The sequence below is a fragment of the Microbacterium sp. NPDC012755 genome (assembly GCF_042901325.1).
Taxonomy (GTDB): domain Bacteria; phylum Actinomycetota; class Actinomycetes; order Actinomycetales; family Microbacteriaceae; genus Microbacterium; species Microbacterium natoriense.
The window spans coordinates 225,975-241,038 of record NZ_JBIBCT010000001.1 but is presented as its reverse complement, the minus strand read 5'-3'; the positions used below and the strand labels follow the sequence as shown (position 1 = coordinate 241,038).

The following is a 15,064-nucleotide window of genomic DNA, read 5'->3' as shown; positions in this document are numbered from 1 at the left end:
GCCATCGTGCGTCCAATGCCCCAGGATCATCCGGTCCCGGACGGTACGACGCCTAAAGAGAGAGAGCAGACAATGGCGGGACAGAAGATCCGCATTCGCCTGAAGTCGTATGACCACGAGGTCATCGACACGTCCGCACGCAAGATCGTCGACACCGTGACCCGTGCGGGCGCGACCGTCGTCGGACCCGTGCCCCTTCCGACCGAGAAGAACGTCGTGTGCGTCATCCGGTCGCCCCACAAGTACAAGGACAGCCGCGAGCACTTCGAGATGCGCACCCACAAGCGTCTGATCGACATCGTCGACCCGACGCCCAAGGCCGTCGACTCGCTGATGCGCCTTGACCTGCCGGCCGATGTCAACATCGAGATCAAGCTCTGAGGTTCGACATGGCTGACATCAACGCAAAGATTTCCAAGGGCATGCTGGGCACGAAGCTCGGCATGACCCAGGTGTGGAACGAGAATGGCAAGCTCATTCCCGTCACCGTCATCGAGCTCGCGCCGAACGTGGTCACCCAGATCCGTACCCCCGAGAAGGACGGCTACAACGCCGTGCAGATCGCGTACGGTCAGATCGACCCGCGCAAGGTGAACAAGCCGCTCTCCGCCCACTTCGAGGCTGCAGGCGTCACGCCGCGTCGTCACGTCACCGAGATCCGCACCGCGGATGCCGGCGACTACACCCTGGGCCAGGAGCTCACGGTCGACGCCACCTTCGAGGCCGGCCAGCTCGTCGACGTCGTCGGCACGAGCAAGGGCAAGGGCTTCGCCGGTGTCATGAAGCGTCACAACTTCAAGGGCGTCTCGGCATCGCACGGTTCGCACCGCAACCACCGCAAGCCCGGCTCCATCGGCGCATCGTCGACCCCGAGCCGCGTCTTCAAGGGCATGCGCATGGCCGGCCGTATGGGTGGCGAGCGCGTGACCGTCCTCAACCTCACGGTGCACGCCGTCGACATCGAGAAGGGTCTGCTGCTCGTCAAGGGCGCCGTCCCCGGTGCTCGCGGTCGCATCGTCTACGTCCGCAACGCAGTGAAGGGTGCCTGATCATGGCTGACTCGACTCTCGCGCTCGACGTCCTCAAGGCAGACGGCAAGAAGGCAGGCTCGATCGAGCTTCCCGCCGCGCTGTTCGACGTCAAGACGAACATCCCGCTGATCCACCAGGTCGTCGTCGCGCAGCTCGCTGCCGCACGTCAGGGCACCCACTCGACCAAGCGTCGCGGTGAGGTCTCCGGTGCCGGCCGCAAGCCCTTCAAGCAGAAGGGCACGGGTAACGCCCGTCAGGGCTCGATCCGCGCGCCGCACATGACCGGCGGTGGCATCGTGCACGGCCCGAAGCCGCGCGACTACTCGCAGCGCACGCCCAAGAAGATGATCGCCGCCGCCCTCCTGGGCGCGCTGAGCGACCGTTTCCGCGGCGACCGCATCCACGCCATCGAGTCCTTCGGCATCGACGGCACGCCTTCGACCAAGACCGCGGTGAGCTTCCTCACCAACGTCGTCTCGTCGAAGAACGTGCTCGTGGTGATCGAGCGCAACGACGACGTGACGCTGAAGAGCATTCGCAACCTGTCGAACCTGCACGTGCTGACGTTCGACCAGCTCAACGCCTACGACGTGCTCGTCTCCGACGACATCGTCTTCACCCAGGCCGCTCTCGAGGGCTTCATCGCCTCGAAGACCGGCGCCAACCAGGAGGTCTCCGCATGAGCGAGCAGGCATCTGTTCTCCAGACGGCCCTGAACAAGGACCCGCGCGACATCATCCTGAAGCCGGTCGTGTCCGAGAAGAGCTACGGGCTCATCGATGAGGGCAAGTACACCTTCCTCGTCGACCCCCGTGCCTCGAAGACCGAGATCAAGCTCGCCATCGAGAAGATCTTCGGCGTCAAGGTCGCGAGCGTCAACACTCTCAACCGCGTCGGCAAGGCTCGCCGCACCCGCTTCGGCACCGGCAAGCGCAAGGACACCAAGCGCGCCATCGTGACCCTGAAGTCGGGCACCATCGACATCTTCACGGCAATCGGCTGATCCGGGGGATAAGGACAATCATGGCTATTCGCAAGTACAAGCCCACGACCCCGGGCCGCCGCGGCTCGTCGGTGGCTGACTTCGCCGAGATCACTCGATCGACGCCGGAGAAGTCGCTGCTGCGCCCGCTCTCGAAGACCGGTGGTCGCAACAACCAGGGCCGCATCACGACCCGTCACATCGGTGGTGGCCACAAGCGCCAGTACCGTGTCATCGACTTCCGTCGCAATGACAAGGACGGCGTGAACGCCAAGGTCGCTCACATCGAGTACGACCCCAACCGCACCGCACGCATCGCGCTGCTGCACTACTTCGACGGCGAGAAGCGCTACATCATCGCGCCGAACAAGCTGAAGCAGGGCGACATCGTCGAGTCGGGTGCATCGGCCGACATCAAGCCGGGCAACAACCTCCCGCTGAAGAACATCCCCACGGGTACGGTCATCCACGCCATCGAGCTCCGCCCCGGCGGCGGCGCGAAGCTGGCACGTTCGGCCGGCGTGTCCGTCCGTCTCGTCGCCAAGGACGGCCCCTACGCCCAGCTGCGTCTGCCCTCGGGCGAGATCCGCAACGTCGATGCGCGCTGCCGCGCGACCATCGGCGAGGTGGGCAACGCCGAGCAGTCGAACATCAACTGGGGCAAGGCCGGCCGCATGCGCTGGAAGGGCGTCCGCCCGACCGTGCGTGGTGTCGCGATGAACCCGGTCGACCACCCCCACGGTGGTGGTGAGGGTAAGACCTCCGGTGGTCGTCACCCGGTCTCCCCCTGGGGTCAGGCTGAGGGTCGCACCCGTCACGCCAACAAGGAAAGCGACAAGTACATCGTGCGCCGTCGCAACGCCGGCAAGAAGCGCAAGTAGGAGTAAGAGAAGATGCCTCGCAGTCTTAAGAAGGGCCCCTTCGTCGACGAGCACCTGCTTCGCAAGGTGGTCGTGCAGAACGAAGCCGGCACGAAGAACGTCATCAAGACCTGGTCTCGCCGGTCCATGATCATCCCGGCCATGCTGGGTCACACGATCGCGGTCCACGACGGTCGCAAGCACATCCCTGTGTTCGTGTCCGAGACCATGGTCGGTCACAAGCTGGGCGAGTTCGCGCCCACCCGCACCTTCCGCGGCCACGAGAAGGACGACAAGAAGGGGCGGCGCCGCTAATGGTCGAATCCATCGCACGCGTGCGACACATCCGCGTGACCCCGCAGAAGGCTCGTCGTGTCGTTGCGCTCATCAAGGGCAAGCAGGCCCAGGAGGCTCTCGCGATCCTGAAGTTCGCGCAGCAGAGCGCCAGCGAGCCGATCTACAAGCTTGTCGCGTCGGCCATGGCCAACGCGCAGGTGAAGGCGGATCGCGACGGGGAGTTCCTCGACGAGCAGGACCTGTACGTGGCTAACGCCTACGTCGACGAGGGCACGACGCTCAAGCGTTTCCAGCCCCGTGCACAGGGTCGCGCTTTCCAGATCAAGAAGCGCACGAGCCACATCACGGTCGTGCTCTCGACGCCCCAGACGGCTCCGGCCGCCTCGGGCGACAGCAACAAGAAGGCGAGCAAGTAATGGGACAGAAGGTAAACCCGTACGGCTTCCGTCTCGGCATCACCACGGACCACGTGTCGCGCTGGTTCTCCGACTCGACGAAGCCGGGTCAGCGCTACGCCGACTACGTCGCCGAGGACATCAAGATCCGCAACCTGCTCAAGACGCAGCTCGACCGCGCCGGTGTCTCGAACATCGAGATCGAGCGCACCCGTGACCGCGTCCGCGTCGACATCCACACCGCCCGTCCGGGCATCGTGATCGGTCGTCGTGGAGCCGAGGCCGAGCGCATCCGCGGCGACCTCGAGAAGCTCTCGGGCAAGCAGATCCAGCTGAACATCCTCGAGGTCAAGAACCCCGAGGCCGACGCTCAGCTCGTCGCACAGGGCATCGCCGAGCAGCTCTCTGCTCGCGTGGCGTTCCGTCGTGCGATGCGCAAGGGTCTCCAGGGCGCGCAGCGCGCTGGCGCCAAGGGCATCCGCATCCAGGTCTCCGGCCGTCTCGGCGGCGCCGAGATGAGCCGGTCGGAGTTCTACCGCGAGGGTCGTGTGCCGCTGCACACGCTTCGTGCGAACATCGACTACGGCTTCTACGAGGCCAAGACCACCTTCGGCCGCATCGGCGTGAAGGTCTGGATCTACAAGGGCGACCTCACCGCCAAGGAGCTTGCCCGCGAGCAGGCCAACGCACCGAAGTCCCGTCGTGACGACCGTGGTGGCGACCGCCGCCGCGCGCCGCGCAACGAGGCACCCGTCGCAGAAGGAGCGTCTGCCTGATGCTTATCCCTCGTAAGGTCAAGTACCGCAAGCAGCACCACCCGGGCCGCTCGGGCCAGGCCACCGGTGGCACCAAGGTGTCGTTCGGTGAGTTCGGCATCCAGGCGCTCACCCCGGCGTATGTGACCAACCGTCAGATCGAGTCCGCTCGTATCGCGATGACGCGTCACATCAAGCGTGGCGGAAAGGTGTGGATCAACATCTACCCCGACCGTCCGCTCACGAAGAAGCCGGCCGAAACCCGCATGGGTTCCGGTAAGGGTTCTCCCGAGTGGTGGGTTGCCAATGTCAAGCCGGGTCGCGTCCTCTTCGAGGTCGCCGGCGTGAGCGAGGAACTCGCTCGCGAGGCACTGACCCGTGCCATTCACAAGCTGCCGCTCAAGGCACGCATCATCAAGCGCGAGGAGGGCGACGCGTAATGGCGATCGGCACCAAGGAGCTCGCTCCGGCAGAGCTCGACACGTTCGAAGACCAGCGCCTCGTTGAGGAGCTGCGCAAGGCCAAGGAGGAGCTGTTCAACCTCCGTTTCCAGTCGGCCACCGGCCAGCTGGAGAGCCACGGCCGCATCCGCGCCGTCAAGCGCGACATCGCGCGTCTCTACACCGTGATCCGCGAGCGCGAGCTGGGCATCCGTGCGACGCCCGCTCCCGTCGAGGCTCCGGCCAAGAAGGCGACCAAGTCGAAGGCGAAGAAGGCGGACTCCGCTGACGACGCCGTGAAGGAAGAGGCTGAGTGATGGCCACCAAGAAGGAAGCCGCCGTCGAGGCTGAGCACGCCGCTCACGACGTCCGCGACGAGGATGCCCGCGGGTATCGCAAGTCGCGTCGTGGCTACGTCGTCAGCGACAAGATGGACAAGACCATCGTGGTCGAGGTCGAGGACCGCGTGAAGCACCCGCTTTACGGCAAGGTCATCCGCCGCACCTCGAAGGTCAAGGCGCACGATGAGACCAACTCCGCCGGCATCGGCGACCTGGTCCTCATCAACGAGACCCGCCCGCTGAGCGCCACGAAGCGCTGGCGTCTGGTGGAGATTCTGGAGAAGGCCAAGTGATTCAGCAGGAATCCCGACTCAAGGTCGCCGACAACACCGGCGCCAAGGAGCTGCTCACCATCCGCGTGCTCGGTGGCTCCAAGCGTCGTTACGCCGGCCTGGGCGACACCATCGTCGCGACCGTCAAGGACGCGATCCCCGGTGGGAACGTCAAGAAGGGCGACGTCGTCAAGGCGGTCATCGTCCGCACCAAGAAGGAGGTCCGTCGTCCGGACGGCTCCTACATCAAGTTCGACGAGAACGCCGCCGTCATCCTGAAGAACGACGGGGAGCCCCGCGGCACCCGCATCTTCGGGCCGGTCGGTCGTGAGCTTCGTGACAAGAAGTTCATGAAGATCGTGTCGCTGGCGCCGGAGGTCATCTAATCATGGCGAAGATCAAGAAGGGCGACCTGGTTCAGGTCATCAGCGGTCGCAAGCAGGAGAAGGGCGGCGACCGCGGCAAGCAGGGCAAGGTCCTCGAGATCCTGTCCGGCCAGAACCGCGTCATCGTCGAAGGCGTGAACTACGTCACCAAGCACACCCGCGTCGGCCAGACGCAGCGTGGCACCAAGACGGGCGGCCTCGAGACTGTCGAGGCCCCCATCCACATCTCGAACGTCGCAGTCGTCGACCCCTCGACCAAGAAGCCGACCAAGGTCGGCCACCGGGTCGAGGAGCAGACCAAGGACGGCGTCAAGCGCACCGTCCGCGTGCGTTACGCGAAGAAGAGCGGTAAGGACCTCTGATGAGCAACGCCACTGCCGCGCCGGCTGGCAAGATCCAGCCGCGCCTGAAGCAGAAGTACAACGCCGAGATCAAGAAGGCTCTGCAGGACGAGTTCGGCTACTCGAACGTCATGCAGATCCCCGGTCTGGTCAAGGTCGTCGTGAACACCGGTGTCGGTGAGGCGGCTCGCGACAGCAAGGTGATCGATGGTGCGGTCGACGACCTCACCAAGATCACCGGCCAGAAGCCGATCGTCACGAAGGCCCGCAAGTCCATCGCGCAGTTCAAGCTGCGCGAGGGTCAGGCCATCGGCGCGCACGTCACCCTCCGTGGTGACCGCGCGTGGGAGTTCGTGGACCGCCTGGTCTCGCTCGCACTGCCCCGCATCCGCGACTTCCGCGGTCTGTCGGCCAAGCAGTTCGACGGCAACGGCAACTACACCTTCGGTCTCCAGGAGCAGAGCGTGTTCCACGAGATCGACCAGGACAAGATCGACCGGGTTCGCGGTTTCGACATCACCGTCGTCACCACCGCGAAGACGGATGACGAGGGCCGGGCACTGCTCCGTCACCTCGGCTTCCCGTTCCGGTCGGACGACGCCCAGGCGTAAGCCCGGCATGTGAGAGCCGGATGCTGTGTTCACCCGCAGCATCCGGCTCCCGGCATGCCGTACAATTGAAGATTGCGTGTTCATCGCAGGCCGTCTGTCGTGTAACGGCAGCCGGAACCTCATGACCAAAGGAAAACAACAATGACAATGACAGACCCGGTCGCAGATCTGCTGACCCGTCTGCGCAACGCGAATTCGGCGCATCACGACTCCGTGACCCTGCCGTCGAGCAAGCTCAAGACGCACATCGCCGAGATCCTCCAGCAGGAGGGCTACATCGCCGGCTGGGAGACTTCTGACGCTCGCGTCGGCAAGAACCTCACCCTCCAGCTGAAGTACGGCCCCAACCGTGAGCGTTCGATCGCGGGCATCAAGCGCGTGTCGAAGCCCGGCCTCCGCGTGTACGCGAAGTCCACCGAGCTCCCCAAGGTCCTCGGCGGCCTCGGCGTGGCCATCCTGTCCACCTCCTCCGGTCTTCTCACCGACCGTCAGGCTGAGCAGAAGGGCGTGGGCGGAGAAGTTCTCGCCTACGTGTGGTAATCCGAAATGTCGCGTATTGGACGACTTCCCATCGAGGTTCCCGCGGGCGTGACCGTTTCGGTCGACGGCCGTGAGGTCGCGGTGAAGGGCCCCAAGGGTGAGCTCACCCTGACGGTGGCCAGCCCCATCGAGGTCGCGGTCGAGGAGAACCAGGTTCTCGTCACTCGTCCCGACGACGAGCGCGCGTCGCGGTCGCTTCACGGCCTGACCCGCACGCTCATCAACAACAACATCATCGGCGTGACCCAGGGCTACACCAAGGGTCTCGAGGTCGTCGGAACCGGTTACCGCGTGGCTCAGAAGGGCAGCTCGGTCGAGTTCGCCCTCGGCTTCTCGCACCCGGTCCTCATCGACCCGCCCGCCGGCATCACCCTGACGGTCGAGGGCACCAACAAGCTCACCGTCAGCGGCATCGACAAGCAGGCTGTCGGCGAGGCAGCTGCGAACATCCGCAAGATCCGCAAGCCTGAGCCGTACAAGGGCAAGGGTGTCCGCTACGCGGGCGAGGTCGTGCGTCGCAAGGCCGGAAAGAGTGGTAAGTAACCATGGCTCTCAAGTCAAAGTCTGACGCCCGCGCGCGTCGTCACGCCCGCCTTCGCAAGAAGGTCGTCGGCACCGAGGCGCGTCCGCGTCTCGTCGTCAACCGTTCGGCTCGCCACGTCTTCGTGCAGCTCGTCGACGACAGCAAGGGTCACACCGTGGCGTCGGCTTCGACGCTCGAGACCGACCTGCGCACGCTCGAGGGTGACAAGACCGCCAAGGCCCGCAAGGTCGGCGAGCTCCTCGCCGAGCGCGCGAAGGCCGCAGGCGTTTCCGAGGCAGTGTTCGACCGTGGCGGCAACCGCTACGCCGGTCGTGTCGCCGCCATCGCCGATGGCGCTCGCGAAGGGGGCCTGGCACTGTGAGTGACAACAAGGAGAACGAAGTGACCGAAGCGGCTGCTGCCACTTCCGAGACGGCCACCGGCACCACGCAGGCAGAGCCGTCTCAGCGCGACAACCGCCGCGGCGGTGGCCGTGGTGACCGCAACCAGGGTGGCCGTGACCGCAACTCGCGCGACCGTGGTGACAACCAGTTCCTCGAGCGCGTCGTCACGATCAACCGCGTGTCGAAGGTCGTGAAGGGTGGTCGTCGCTTCAGCTTCACCGCTCTCGTGGTCGTCGGCGACGGCAACGGTCTGGTCGGCGTCGGCTACGGCAAGGCCCGCGAGGTGCCCCTGGCCATCTCGAAGGGTGTCGAAGAGGCCAAGCGCAACTTCTTCCGCGTTCCGCGCGTCGGCAGCACCATCCCGCACCCGGTGCAGGGTGAGGCGGCCGCCGGTGTGGTCCTGCTTCGTCCGGCCGCTGCCGGTACCGGTGTCATCGCCGGTGGTCCGGTCCGCGCCGTGCTCGAGTGCGCCGGCATCCACGACGTGCTGTCGAAGTCGCTCGGCTCGTCGAACACGATCAACATCGTGCACGCGACGGTCGCGGCCCTGAAGCAGCTCGAGGAGCCCCGTGCGGTCGCCGCGCGTCGTGGCCTCGAGTTCGACCAGGTCGCACCTGCGCGTCTCGTCCGCGCCGAGGCTGAGGCCATCGCCGCACAGAAGGTAGGTGCCTGATGGCCGCCCGGCTCAAGGTCACGCAGATCAAGTCCAAGGTGAGCGAGAAGCAGAACCAGCGTGACACGCTGCGCAGCCTCGGTCTGAAGCGCATCGGTGACAGCACCGTTCGCCCCGACGACGCGCAGACGCGCGGCTACGTCAAGACCGTCGCCCACCTCGTGAAGGTTGAGGAGATCGACTAATGGCTGAGAAGAACGAAGCCGTCGAGGCTGAGAAGGCCCCGAAGAAGGCAGCGGCCCCCAAGGCTGCCGCCGCGAAGAAGCCCGCTGCGGCCAAGGCTCCGGCGAAGGCCGCGGCCGACGCCAAGGCCGAGGCTCCTGCGAAGAAGCCCGCCGCCAAGAAGGCTGCGCCGAAGAAGGATGCTCCGGCATCCCGCCCCGGCGTCCTGAAGGTGCACCACCTGCGTCCGGTCCCCGGATCCAACACCGCGAAGACCCGTGTCGGTCGCGGTGAGGGCTCCAAGGGCAAGACGGCCGGTCGCGGCACCAAGGGCACCAAGGCCCGCAACACCGTTCGCGTTGGCTTCGAGGGTGGGCAGATGCCTCTGCACATGCGCACCCCGAAGCTGCGCGGGTTCAAGAACCCGTTCCGCGTGGAGTACCAGGTCGTGAACCTGGAGAAGCTCGCGGAGCTGTACCCGGCCGGTGGTGACGTCACCGTCAGCGACCTGGTCGCCAAGGGTGCCGTTCGCAAGAACGAGAAGGTCAAGGTTCTGGGCAACGGCGACATCGCCGTGAAGCTCACCGTCGCGGTCGACAAGGTCTCGGGTTCTGCCGAGCAGAAGATCGTGGCTGCGGGCGGATCCGTCAAGTAACCACTGCAAGAGAGGGGTCGGAGAAATCTCCGGCCCCTCTTTTGAGTTACCCTGGTCTTTCAGCCATCCCTCAGGGATAGGCAACCTTTTCAGGAGGACGTCCTTGTTTAGCGCCATCGCGCGGATCTTCCGCACGCCCGACCTGCGTCGGAAGATCGGTTTCACTCTGGCGATCGTCGCCATCTACCGGCTCGGGTCCAACATCCCCGCTCCGTTCGTGCACTTCCCGAACGTCGAGGCGTGTCTCGCGCAGAACTCCGGTACGGAAGGCCTTCTGGGTCTCGTCAATCTCTTCTCCGGCGGTGCACTGCTGCAGCTGTCGATCTTCGCCCTCGGCGTCATGCCGTACATCACCGCGACGATCATCACGCAGCTGCTCCGTGTGGTGATCCCGCACTTCGAGGCGCTGCACAAGGAGGGTCAGGCAGGGCAGTCCAAGCTGACCCAGTACACGCGCTACCTCACCATCGCTCTCGCGCTGCTGCAGTCGACCACGCTGGTCACCGTCGCGCGCAGCGGGCAGCTCTTCGGCAACACCGACGTCGCCGCATGCCAGAACCTGCTGACGAACGACGTGTGGTGGGCGCAGCTGCTCATCATCGTGGCGATGACCGCAGGCACCGGACTCATCATGTGGTTCGCCGAGCTCGTCACCGAGCGTGGCATCGGCAACGGCATGTCGCTGCTCATCTTCACCTCGATCGCCGCGACCTTCCCCGGCGCCATGGCGCTCATCTGGGAGACCAAGGGCTTCGAGACCTTCCTCATGGTGCTCGTCGTCGGCGTGATCGTGATGGGACTCGTCGTCTTCGTCGAGCAGTCCCAGCGCCGCATCCCGGTCCAGTACGCCAAGCGCATGGTCGGGCGCCGCACCTACGGCGGCACGAACACGTACATCCCGATCAAGGTGAACATGGCCGGCGTGATCCCCGTGATCTTCGCCTCGTCGCTGCTGTACATCCCGGCGCTGATCGCGCAGTTCAACACTCCGCAGGACGGTTCGACGCCTGCAGCCTGGGTGACCTGGATCACGGCGAACTTCACCAAGGGCGACCACCCGATCTACATGCTGGTGTACTTCCTGCTGATCATCGGCTTCACGTACTTCTACGTCGCGATCACGTTCAACCCGGTCGAGGTCGCCGACAACATGAAGAAGTACGGCGGCTTCATCCCCGGCATCCGCGCGGGGCGTCCGACCGCCGAGTACCTCGACTACGTGCTCACGCGCATCACGCTGCCGGGCTCGATCTACCTCGGTCTGATCGCGCTCATCCCGCTCATCGCCCTGGCCGTCGTCAACGCCAACCAGAACTTCCCGTTCGGCGGCGCCTCGATCCTCATCATCGTCGGTGTGGGTCTCGAGACGGTCAAGCAGATCGACGCGCAGCTGCAGCAGCGACACTACGAAGGGCTCCTCCGATGACCGCATCCGCTCGTCTCCTGATCGTCGGCCCTCAGGGCTCCGGCAAGGGCACGCAGGGTGTGCGCATCGCGGAGTCGTTCGGCATCCCCGTGGTGTCGACCGGAGACATCTTCCGTGCGAACATCAAGGCCGGCACCGAGCTGGGACAGCAGGTGACCGCGATCCTCGACGCCGGCGACCTCGTGCCCGATGAGCTGACCAGCGAGATCGTCCGCGATCGACTCGCGCAGGACGACGCCGCCGCAGGCTTCCTGCTCGACGGCTACCCGCGCAACACGCACCAGGTCGAGCACCTCGACGAGTTCCTCGCGGGCCGTGGCGAGAGCCTCGACGCGGTGATCCTGCTCGACGTGCCGCGCGACGAGAGCATCTCGCGTCTGGCGCTGCGTGCGACCGAGCAGGGCCGCACCGACGACACCCCCGAGGCCATCGCGCACCGGCTGGACATCTACGAGCACGAGACCGCTCCGATCCTGTCCGTGTACGGTCCTCGCGGCATCGTGGACACGATCGACGGCGTGGGCTCGCTCGACGAGATCACCGAGCGCATCTTCGCGGCGCTCGACGCCCGCGGCCTCCGCGTCGCGGTCTGAGATGTTCCGTCGCTCGATCTACAAGACCCCCGCGCAGCTGCGGTCGATGGTCGAGCCGGGGCTCATCACGGCCGCGGCGCTCGACGCCGTCGCTCCGCTGATCCGTCCGGGCGTCACGACTCTCGAGCTCGACACCGCCGCGAACAGGACGATCCTGGACCGCGGCGCGGAGTCGAACTTCCAGCTCGTCCGCGGCTACCGTCACACGCTGTGCGTGTCGGTCAACGAGGAGGTCGTGCACGGCATCCCCGGTGATCGCGTGCTGGAGGCGGGAGACATCGTCTCGGTCGACGGCGGCGCGCAGTACCAGGGGTGGAACGGCGACAGCGCGCGCACGTTCATCGTGCCCGGCGACGCGGATGCCGAGCTCGTCGCCCGCCGCACCGAGCTGTCCCGGGTGACCGAGGGCTCGATGTGGGCGGGTATCGCCGCCATGGCGTCGGTCTCGCACATCGGCGACATCGGCGCGGCCATCCAGGGGTACATCGAGGACCAGGGGCCCTCGGCCGTCTCCGGAGACACCTACGGCATCCTTCGCGAGTACGTGGGCCACGGCATCGGCCGGAAGATGCACGAGGCGCCCAGCGTCTTCAACTACCGGACGCCCGACCCCGGCGCCGAGATCAAGCCCGGCCTGGTGCTCGCGATCGAGCCGATGGTGACCGCGGGTGGAGAGGCGACCTTCGTCGAGGACGACGACTGGACCGTCTCGACGGTCGACGGCTCGGATGGCTCGCACTGGGAGCACAGCGTCGCTGTGCATGACGGCGGCATCTGGGTTCTTACCGCAGCCGACGGGGGAGCGGCGGGTCTCGCTGCCTTCGGCGTGACGCCGACGCCGATCGCCTAGGCGCCCCGGATGCGGTCACAACAGCCGCATAGGTTTCTCCAGGCAGAATAGAGTCGTGTGGCGCATCTGCGCCCGAGGACTTCAAGGCGGACTCACGACAGTGGGCCTCGACAGATCGGAAAGCAATGGCAGTCGCGAAGAAGAACACCAACTGGTTCGCGGTCGGCGTGTCCGCGGCCGTGGTCGTCGTGCTGATCGCGCTCGGTGGCGTCGTGTGGTTCATGAACAACCAGGCGACCAGCCCGGGCGCGACTCCCACCAGCAACCAGACGTTCGACGCCAAGACCGGCGCGATCTCGTTCGGCGAGGGCAAGGACGAGATCGCGGTCTTCGCGGACTTCCAGTGCCCGATCTGCAAGAGCTTCGAAGACCAGTTCGGCGCCGACCTCGAGGCGGCAGCCGCCGAAGGGCGCATCACGCTCTCGTACCACCCCATCGCGATCCTGGACCGTTTCTCGCAGGGCACCGAGTACTCGTCGCGCTCGGCAGGAGCCGCGGTCTGCGTCGCGGAGTCGAACCCCGACAAGTACCTCGACTTCGCCAAGGCGCTGTTCGAGAACCAGCCCGCGGAGAACAGCACCGGCCTCACGAACGAGCAGCTCGTCGACATCGCGAAGCAGGTCGGCGCGGATGATGCTGCCTCGTGCATCACCGACGAGACCTACCGCAAGTTCGGCGCCGCCCAGGCCCAGGCGCACGACATCAAGGGGACGCCGACCGTCGAGGTCAACGGCAAGCGCCTCAACCTCCAGGATGCCGCGGACATGAAGACGTTCACCGACCTGATCAGCTGACCGTCGTCCGGGCGCTCCGACGCCTGAACACACACGTCCCGAAGCGGGCCCGCGAGTTATCGCAGGCCCGCTTCGTCGTGTGCAGGAGCGGCTCCGCCCAGGCGCCGCTCAGATTAGTTAGCTAAGGTAACAAAAGTCCATCATGAACCGGGGAGGGAGACATGATGAAGAGCAATTTCGCGCGCCCGAAGCGCGCTGGAGGAGCGGCCGCCGTTGCCGCCGTGGGAATCGCGATGATCGCCGGAGGCGCCGCCCCCGCGGCGTACGCCGCTCCGCTGCCTGGAGGCATCGGAGCACCGCTGGGGATGTGCACGCCGGACGGCGGGTTCCCGTGGATCGACGGGAGCGCCCCGTGGCAGCCGCAGGTGCATGACGCGGGCATCAACACCTACGTCGGCGGCGATCTCACCGTGACCGGATCGGCCGAGGCCGAAGGGCTGGTCGTGGTCGGCGGTGACATGCACATCGACCGCAGCTTCATCGTCGGCATCGCGATCGGATCCGACATCCGCCCCGCGCCGGGAGAGACCCAGCTCCAGGTCGGCGGAGACGTGACGACGGCCGACGGCGCCGTCCTGCATGTCGGCGACACGTCGAACCCCGGTGGAGCCGTCAGGATCGGCGGCTCTGCGGCTCCTGGCAGCATCCAGAACAGCGGAGCGTCCCTGGAGACGGGACTGACCGCCCCGGTGGCGCTGGACCCCCACGGCTCCTTCCAGAGCCGTGTCGAGGGGTGGTCCTCCGCGCTGAGCGACGAGACCGCCAACGGCGTCGTCACCGTACAGGGGGCCGGCTGGGTCGACATGGAGCTCAGGGGCACCGGCGCTGACGAGCTGCAGGTGTTCGACGTCACCGCGGAGCAGCTCGGATCCGCGAACGCGATCTACTTCCGCAACATCCGTCCGCACGCGCCGATCGTGGTGAATGTGAGCGGCGGCGCCGTCAGCCTGAAGGCCAACGCGTACGACTACAACGATCTGCGGGCACCGTTCGGCATCGCGATGACGTCGCCGGGAGACGGCGACATCGCCGCATCCATCCTCTGGAACCTCGAGGACGCGACGACGGCGACGATCGGGGGATCCACGCAGATCCCCGGATCGTTCCTGGCTCCCCATGCCGACGCAGAGGTGATCGCCAACACCAACGGGCGCATGTACGTCGGCGGCGACCTCCTCGCCAGCGGCGGCGGCAACGAGATGCACGCCTACCCCTGGTCGGGGACATGCGGCGATGACCCCGATCCCGGTGTGGACGCGGGCGCCGACGCTGATGCGAACGGCGCGGATGCGGGCGCGGATGCGAATGGTGCGGATGCCGGTGCGGATGCGAACGGTGCGGCTGCGGGCGCGGATGCGAATGGTGCGGATGCCGGTGCGGATGCGAACGGTGTGGCTGCGGGCGCGGATGCCGGCGCGGATGCGAACGGCGTGCACGCCGACGCGGGGGCGGACGGGGCGTCTGCGGGCGTGAGTACCGCTGCCGACGCGAACGCGGCTGCCAGCGCCGCGGCCTCAGCCACGGCGGCAGCGACCGGCGATGCGAGCGGCGCCCACGACGGAGCGCTCGCGACCACCGGCGGCCAGGCGTCGACCTGGCTGATCGGGGGAGGCGCGGTGGTGCTCCTCAGCGGTGTCGTCTTCTTCCTCGCCGCACGCGCTCGGCGCGTCGCGGAGTGATGCATCGACGGCGGGGGCGCCAGCTTGCCGGAACCCCCGCCGTCGGATACCATA

25 protein-coding genes are annotated in these 15,064 nt (G+C 66.4%); all 25 read left to right on the top strand.

From position 1 onward, the window contains the following. Nucleotides 1-72: 72 nt before the first annotated feature. Nucleotides 73-381 carry a 30S ribosomal protein S10 gene (rpsJ, locus tag ACFY5A_RS01295; protein WP_017201594.1) on the top strand — a complete coding sequence of 103 codons (309 nt, stop codon included), beginning with the start codon at nucleotides 73-75 and terminating at the stop codon, nucleotides 379-381. An 8-nt stretch (nucleotides 382-389) separates the two neighbouring features. Then, nucleotides 390-1,049: a 50S ribosomal protein L3 gene (gene rplC / locus ACFY5A_RS01290; protein ID WP_341941419.1), complete on the top strand. Its 660-nt coding sequence runs from the start codon at nucleotides 390-392 to the stop codon at nucleotides 1,047-1,049. Between the two features lie 2 nt (nucleotides 1,050-1,051). After that, a complete protein-coding gene (rplD, locus tag ACFY5A_RS01285; RefSeq protein ID WP_105673703.1) occupies nucleotides 1,052-1,714 on the top strand; it encodes a 50S ribosomal protein L4 in 663 nt (220 codons plus the stop codon). Further along, the gene (rplW, locus tag ACFY5A_RS01280; RefSeq protein WP_017201591.1) at nucleotides 1,711-2,034 is read left to right on the top strand and encodes a 50S ribosomal protein L23; all 324 of its coding nucleotides are present in this window, start codon (nucleotides 1,711-1,713) and stop codon (nucleotides 2,032-2,034) included. Before rplD ends, rplW begins: the two co-directional genes overlap by 4 nt. A gap of 20 nt (nucleotides 2,035-2,054) precedes the next feature. Next, on the top strand, nucleotides 2,055-2,894 hold the full coding sequence (gene rplB, locus ACFY5A_RS01275; protein ID WP_105673701.1) for a 50S ribosomal protein L2: 840 nt from the start codon (nucleotides 2,055-2,057) through the stop codon (nucleotides 2,892-2,894). A 12-nt stretch (nucleotides 2,895-2,906) separates the two neighbouring features. Beyond that, nucleotides 2,907-3,188 carry a 30S ribosomal protein S19 gene (gene rpsS / locus ACFY5A_RS01270; RefSeq protein WP_017201589.1) on the top strand — a complete coding sequence of 94 codons (282 nt, stop codon included), beginning with the start codon at nucleotides 2,907-2,909 and terminating at the stop codon, nucleotides 3,186-3,188. Then, nucleotides 3,188-3,586 carry a 50S ribosomal protein L22 gene (rplV, locus tag ACFY5A_RS01265; protein WP_105673698.1) on the top strand — a complete coding sequence of 133 codons (399 nt, stop codon included), beginning with the start codon at nucleotides 3,188-3,190 and terminating at the stop codon, nucleotides 3,584-3,586. Before rpsS ends, rplV begins: the two co-directional genes overlap by 1 nt. Beyond that, entirely contained in the window at nucleotides 3,586-4,341 is a 756-nt protein-coding gene (rpsC, locus tag ACFY5A_RS01260; RefSeq protein WP_105673696.1) for a 30S ribosomal protein S3, read from the top strand. Before rplV ends, rpsC begins: the two co-directional genes overlap by 1 nt. Then, nucleotides 4,341-4,760, top strand: a complete 420-nt coding sequence (gene rplP, locus ACFY5A_RS01255; protein WP_105673694.1) for a 50S ribosomal protein L16 — start codon at nucleotides 4,341-4,343, stop codon at nucleotides 4,758-4,760. Before rpsC ends, rplP begins: the two co-directional genes overlap by 1 nt. After that, on the top strand, nucleotides 4,760-5,077 hold the full coding sequence (gene rpmC / locus ACFY5A_RS01250; RefSeq protein WP_017829202.1) for a 50S ribosomal protein L29: 318 nt from the start codon (nucleotides 4,760-4,762) through the stop codon (nucleotides 5,075-5,077). Before rplP ends, rpmC begins: the two co-directional genes overlap by 1 nt. Then, on the top strand, nucleotides 5,077-5,394 hold the full coding sequence (rpsQ, locus tag ACFY5A_RS01245) for a 30S ribosomal protein S17 (RefSeq protein ID WP_105673692.1): 318 nt from the start codon (nucleotides 5,077-5,079) through the stop codon (nucleotides 5,392-5,394). The genes rpmC and rpsQ overlap by 1 nt, the downstream gene beginning before the upstream one ends. After that, the gene (rplN, locus tag ACFY5A_RS01240) at nucleotides 5,391-5,759 is read left to right on the top strand and encodes a 50S ribosomal protein L14 (RefSeq protein WP_017201583.1); all 369 of its coding nucleotides are present in this window, start codon (nucleotides 5,391-5,393) and stop codon (nucleotides 5,757-5,759) included. The genes rpsQ and rplN overlap by 4 nt, the downstream gene beginning before the upstream one ends. A 2-nt stretch (nucleotides 5,760-5,761) precedes the next feature. Then, entirely contained in the window at nucleotides 5,762-6,121 is a 360-nt protein-coding gene (rplX, locus tag ACFY5A_RS01235; protein ID WP_105673690.1) for a 50S ribosomal protein L24, read from the top strand. Further along, nucleotides 6,121-6,711: a 50S ribosomal protein L5 gene (gene rplE, locus ACFY5A_RS01230; protein ID WP_105673689.1), complete on the top strand. Its 591-nt coding sequence runs from the start codon at nucleotides 6,121-6,123 to the stop codon at nucleotides 6,709-6,711. The genes rplX and rplE overlap by 1 nt, the downstream gene beginning before the upstream one ends. A gap of 141 nt (nucleotides 6,712-6,852) precedes the next feature. After that, nucleotides 6,853-7,251 carry a 30S ribosomal protein S8 gene (gene rpsH, locus ACFY5A_RS01225; protein ID WP_105673687.1) on the top strand — a complete coding sequence of 133 codons (399 nt, stop codon included), beginning with the start codon at nucleotides 6,853-6,855 and terminating at the stop codon, nucleotides 7,249-7,251. Between the two features lie 6 nt (nucleotides 7,252-7,257). After that, nucleotides 7,258-7,794, top strand: coding sequence for a 50S ribosomal protein L6 (rplF, locus tag ACFY5A_RS01220; protein ID WP_105673685.1), 537 nt, complete (start codon nucleotides 7,258-7,260; stop codon nucleotides 7,792-7,794). A 2-nt stretch (nucleotides 7,795-7,796) separates the two neighbouring features. Continuing rightward, nucleotides 7,797-8,156 (top strand): 50S ribosomal protein L18, encoded by a 360-nt coding sequence (gene rplR / locus ACFY5A_RS01215; RefSeq protein WP_105673683.1) that lies wholly within the window; start codon nucleotides 7,797-7,799, stop codon nucleotides 8,154-8,156. Then, a complete protein-coding gene (rpsE, locus tag ACFY5A_RS01210; RefSeq protein ID WP_105673681.1) occupies nucleotides 8,153-8,851 on the top strand; it encodes a 30S ribosomal protein S5 in 699 nt (232 codons plus the stop codon). Before rplR ends, rpsE begins: the two co-directional genes overlap by 4 nt. Further along, entirely contained in the window at nucleotides 8,851-9,036 is a 186-nt protein-coding gene (gene rpmD / locus ACFY5A_RS01205) for a 50S ribosomal protein L30 (RefSeq protein ID WP_067121122.1), read from the top strand. The genes rpsE and rpmD overlap by 1 nt, the downstream gene beginning before the upstream one ends. Further along, on the top strand, nucleotides 9,036-9,668 hold the full coding sequence (rplO, locus tag ACFY5A_RS01200) for a 50S ribosomal protein L15 (RefSeq protein ID WP_341941420.1): 633 nt from the start codon (nucleotides 9,036-9,038) through the stop codon (nucleotides 9,666-9,668). Before rpmD ends, rplO begins: the two co-directional genes overlap by 1 nt. Before the next feature lie 103 nt (nucleotides 9,669-9,771). Then, the gene (secY, locus tag ACFY5A_RS01195; RefSeq protein ID WP_387231305.1) at nucleotides 9,772-11,094 is read left to right on the top strand and encodes a preprotein translocase subunit SecY; all 1,323 of its coding nucleotides are present in this window, start codon (nucleotides 9,772-9,774) and stop codon (nucleotides 11,092-11,094) included. Next, nucleotides 11,091-11,687 carry an adenylate kinase gene (locus ACFY5A_RS01190; RefSeq protein ID WP_105673675.1) on the top strand — a complete coding sequence of 199 codons (597 nt, stop codon included), beginning with the start codon at nucleotides 11,091-11,093 and terminating at the stop codon, nucleotides 11,685-11,687. The genes secY and ACFY5A_RS01190 overlap by 4 nt, the downstream gene beginning before the upstream one ends. Before the next feature lies 1 nt (nucleotide 11,688). After that, nucleotides 11,689-12,537, top strand: coding sequence for a type I methionyl aminopeptidase (map, locus tag ACFY5A_RS01185; protein WP_387231303.1), 849 nt, complete (start codon nucleotides 11,689-11,691; stop codon nucleotides 12,535-12,537). A 125-nt stretch (nucleotides 12,538-12,662) separates the two neighbouring features. Beyond that, nucleotides 12,663-13,331 (top strand): DsbA family protein, encoded by a 669-nt coding sequence (locus tag ACFY5A_RS01180; protein ID WP_387231301.1) that lies wholly within the window; start codon nucleotides 12,663-12,665, stop codon nucleotides 13,329-13,331. 161 nt (nucleotides 13,332-13,492) lie between these two features. Further along, the gene (locus tag ACFY5A_RS01175; protein ID WP_387231299.1) at nucleotides 13,493-15,010 is read left to right on the top strand and encodes a choice-of-anchor A family protein; all 1,518 of its coding nucleotides are present in this window, start codon (nucleotides 13,493-13,495) and stop codon (nucleotides 15,008-15,010) included. Nucleotides 15,011-15,064 lie beyond the last annotated feature (54 nt).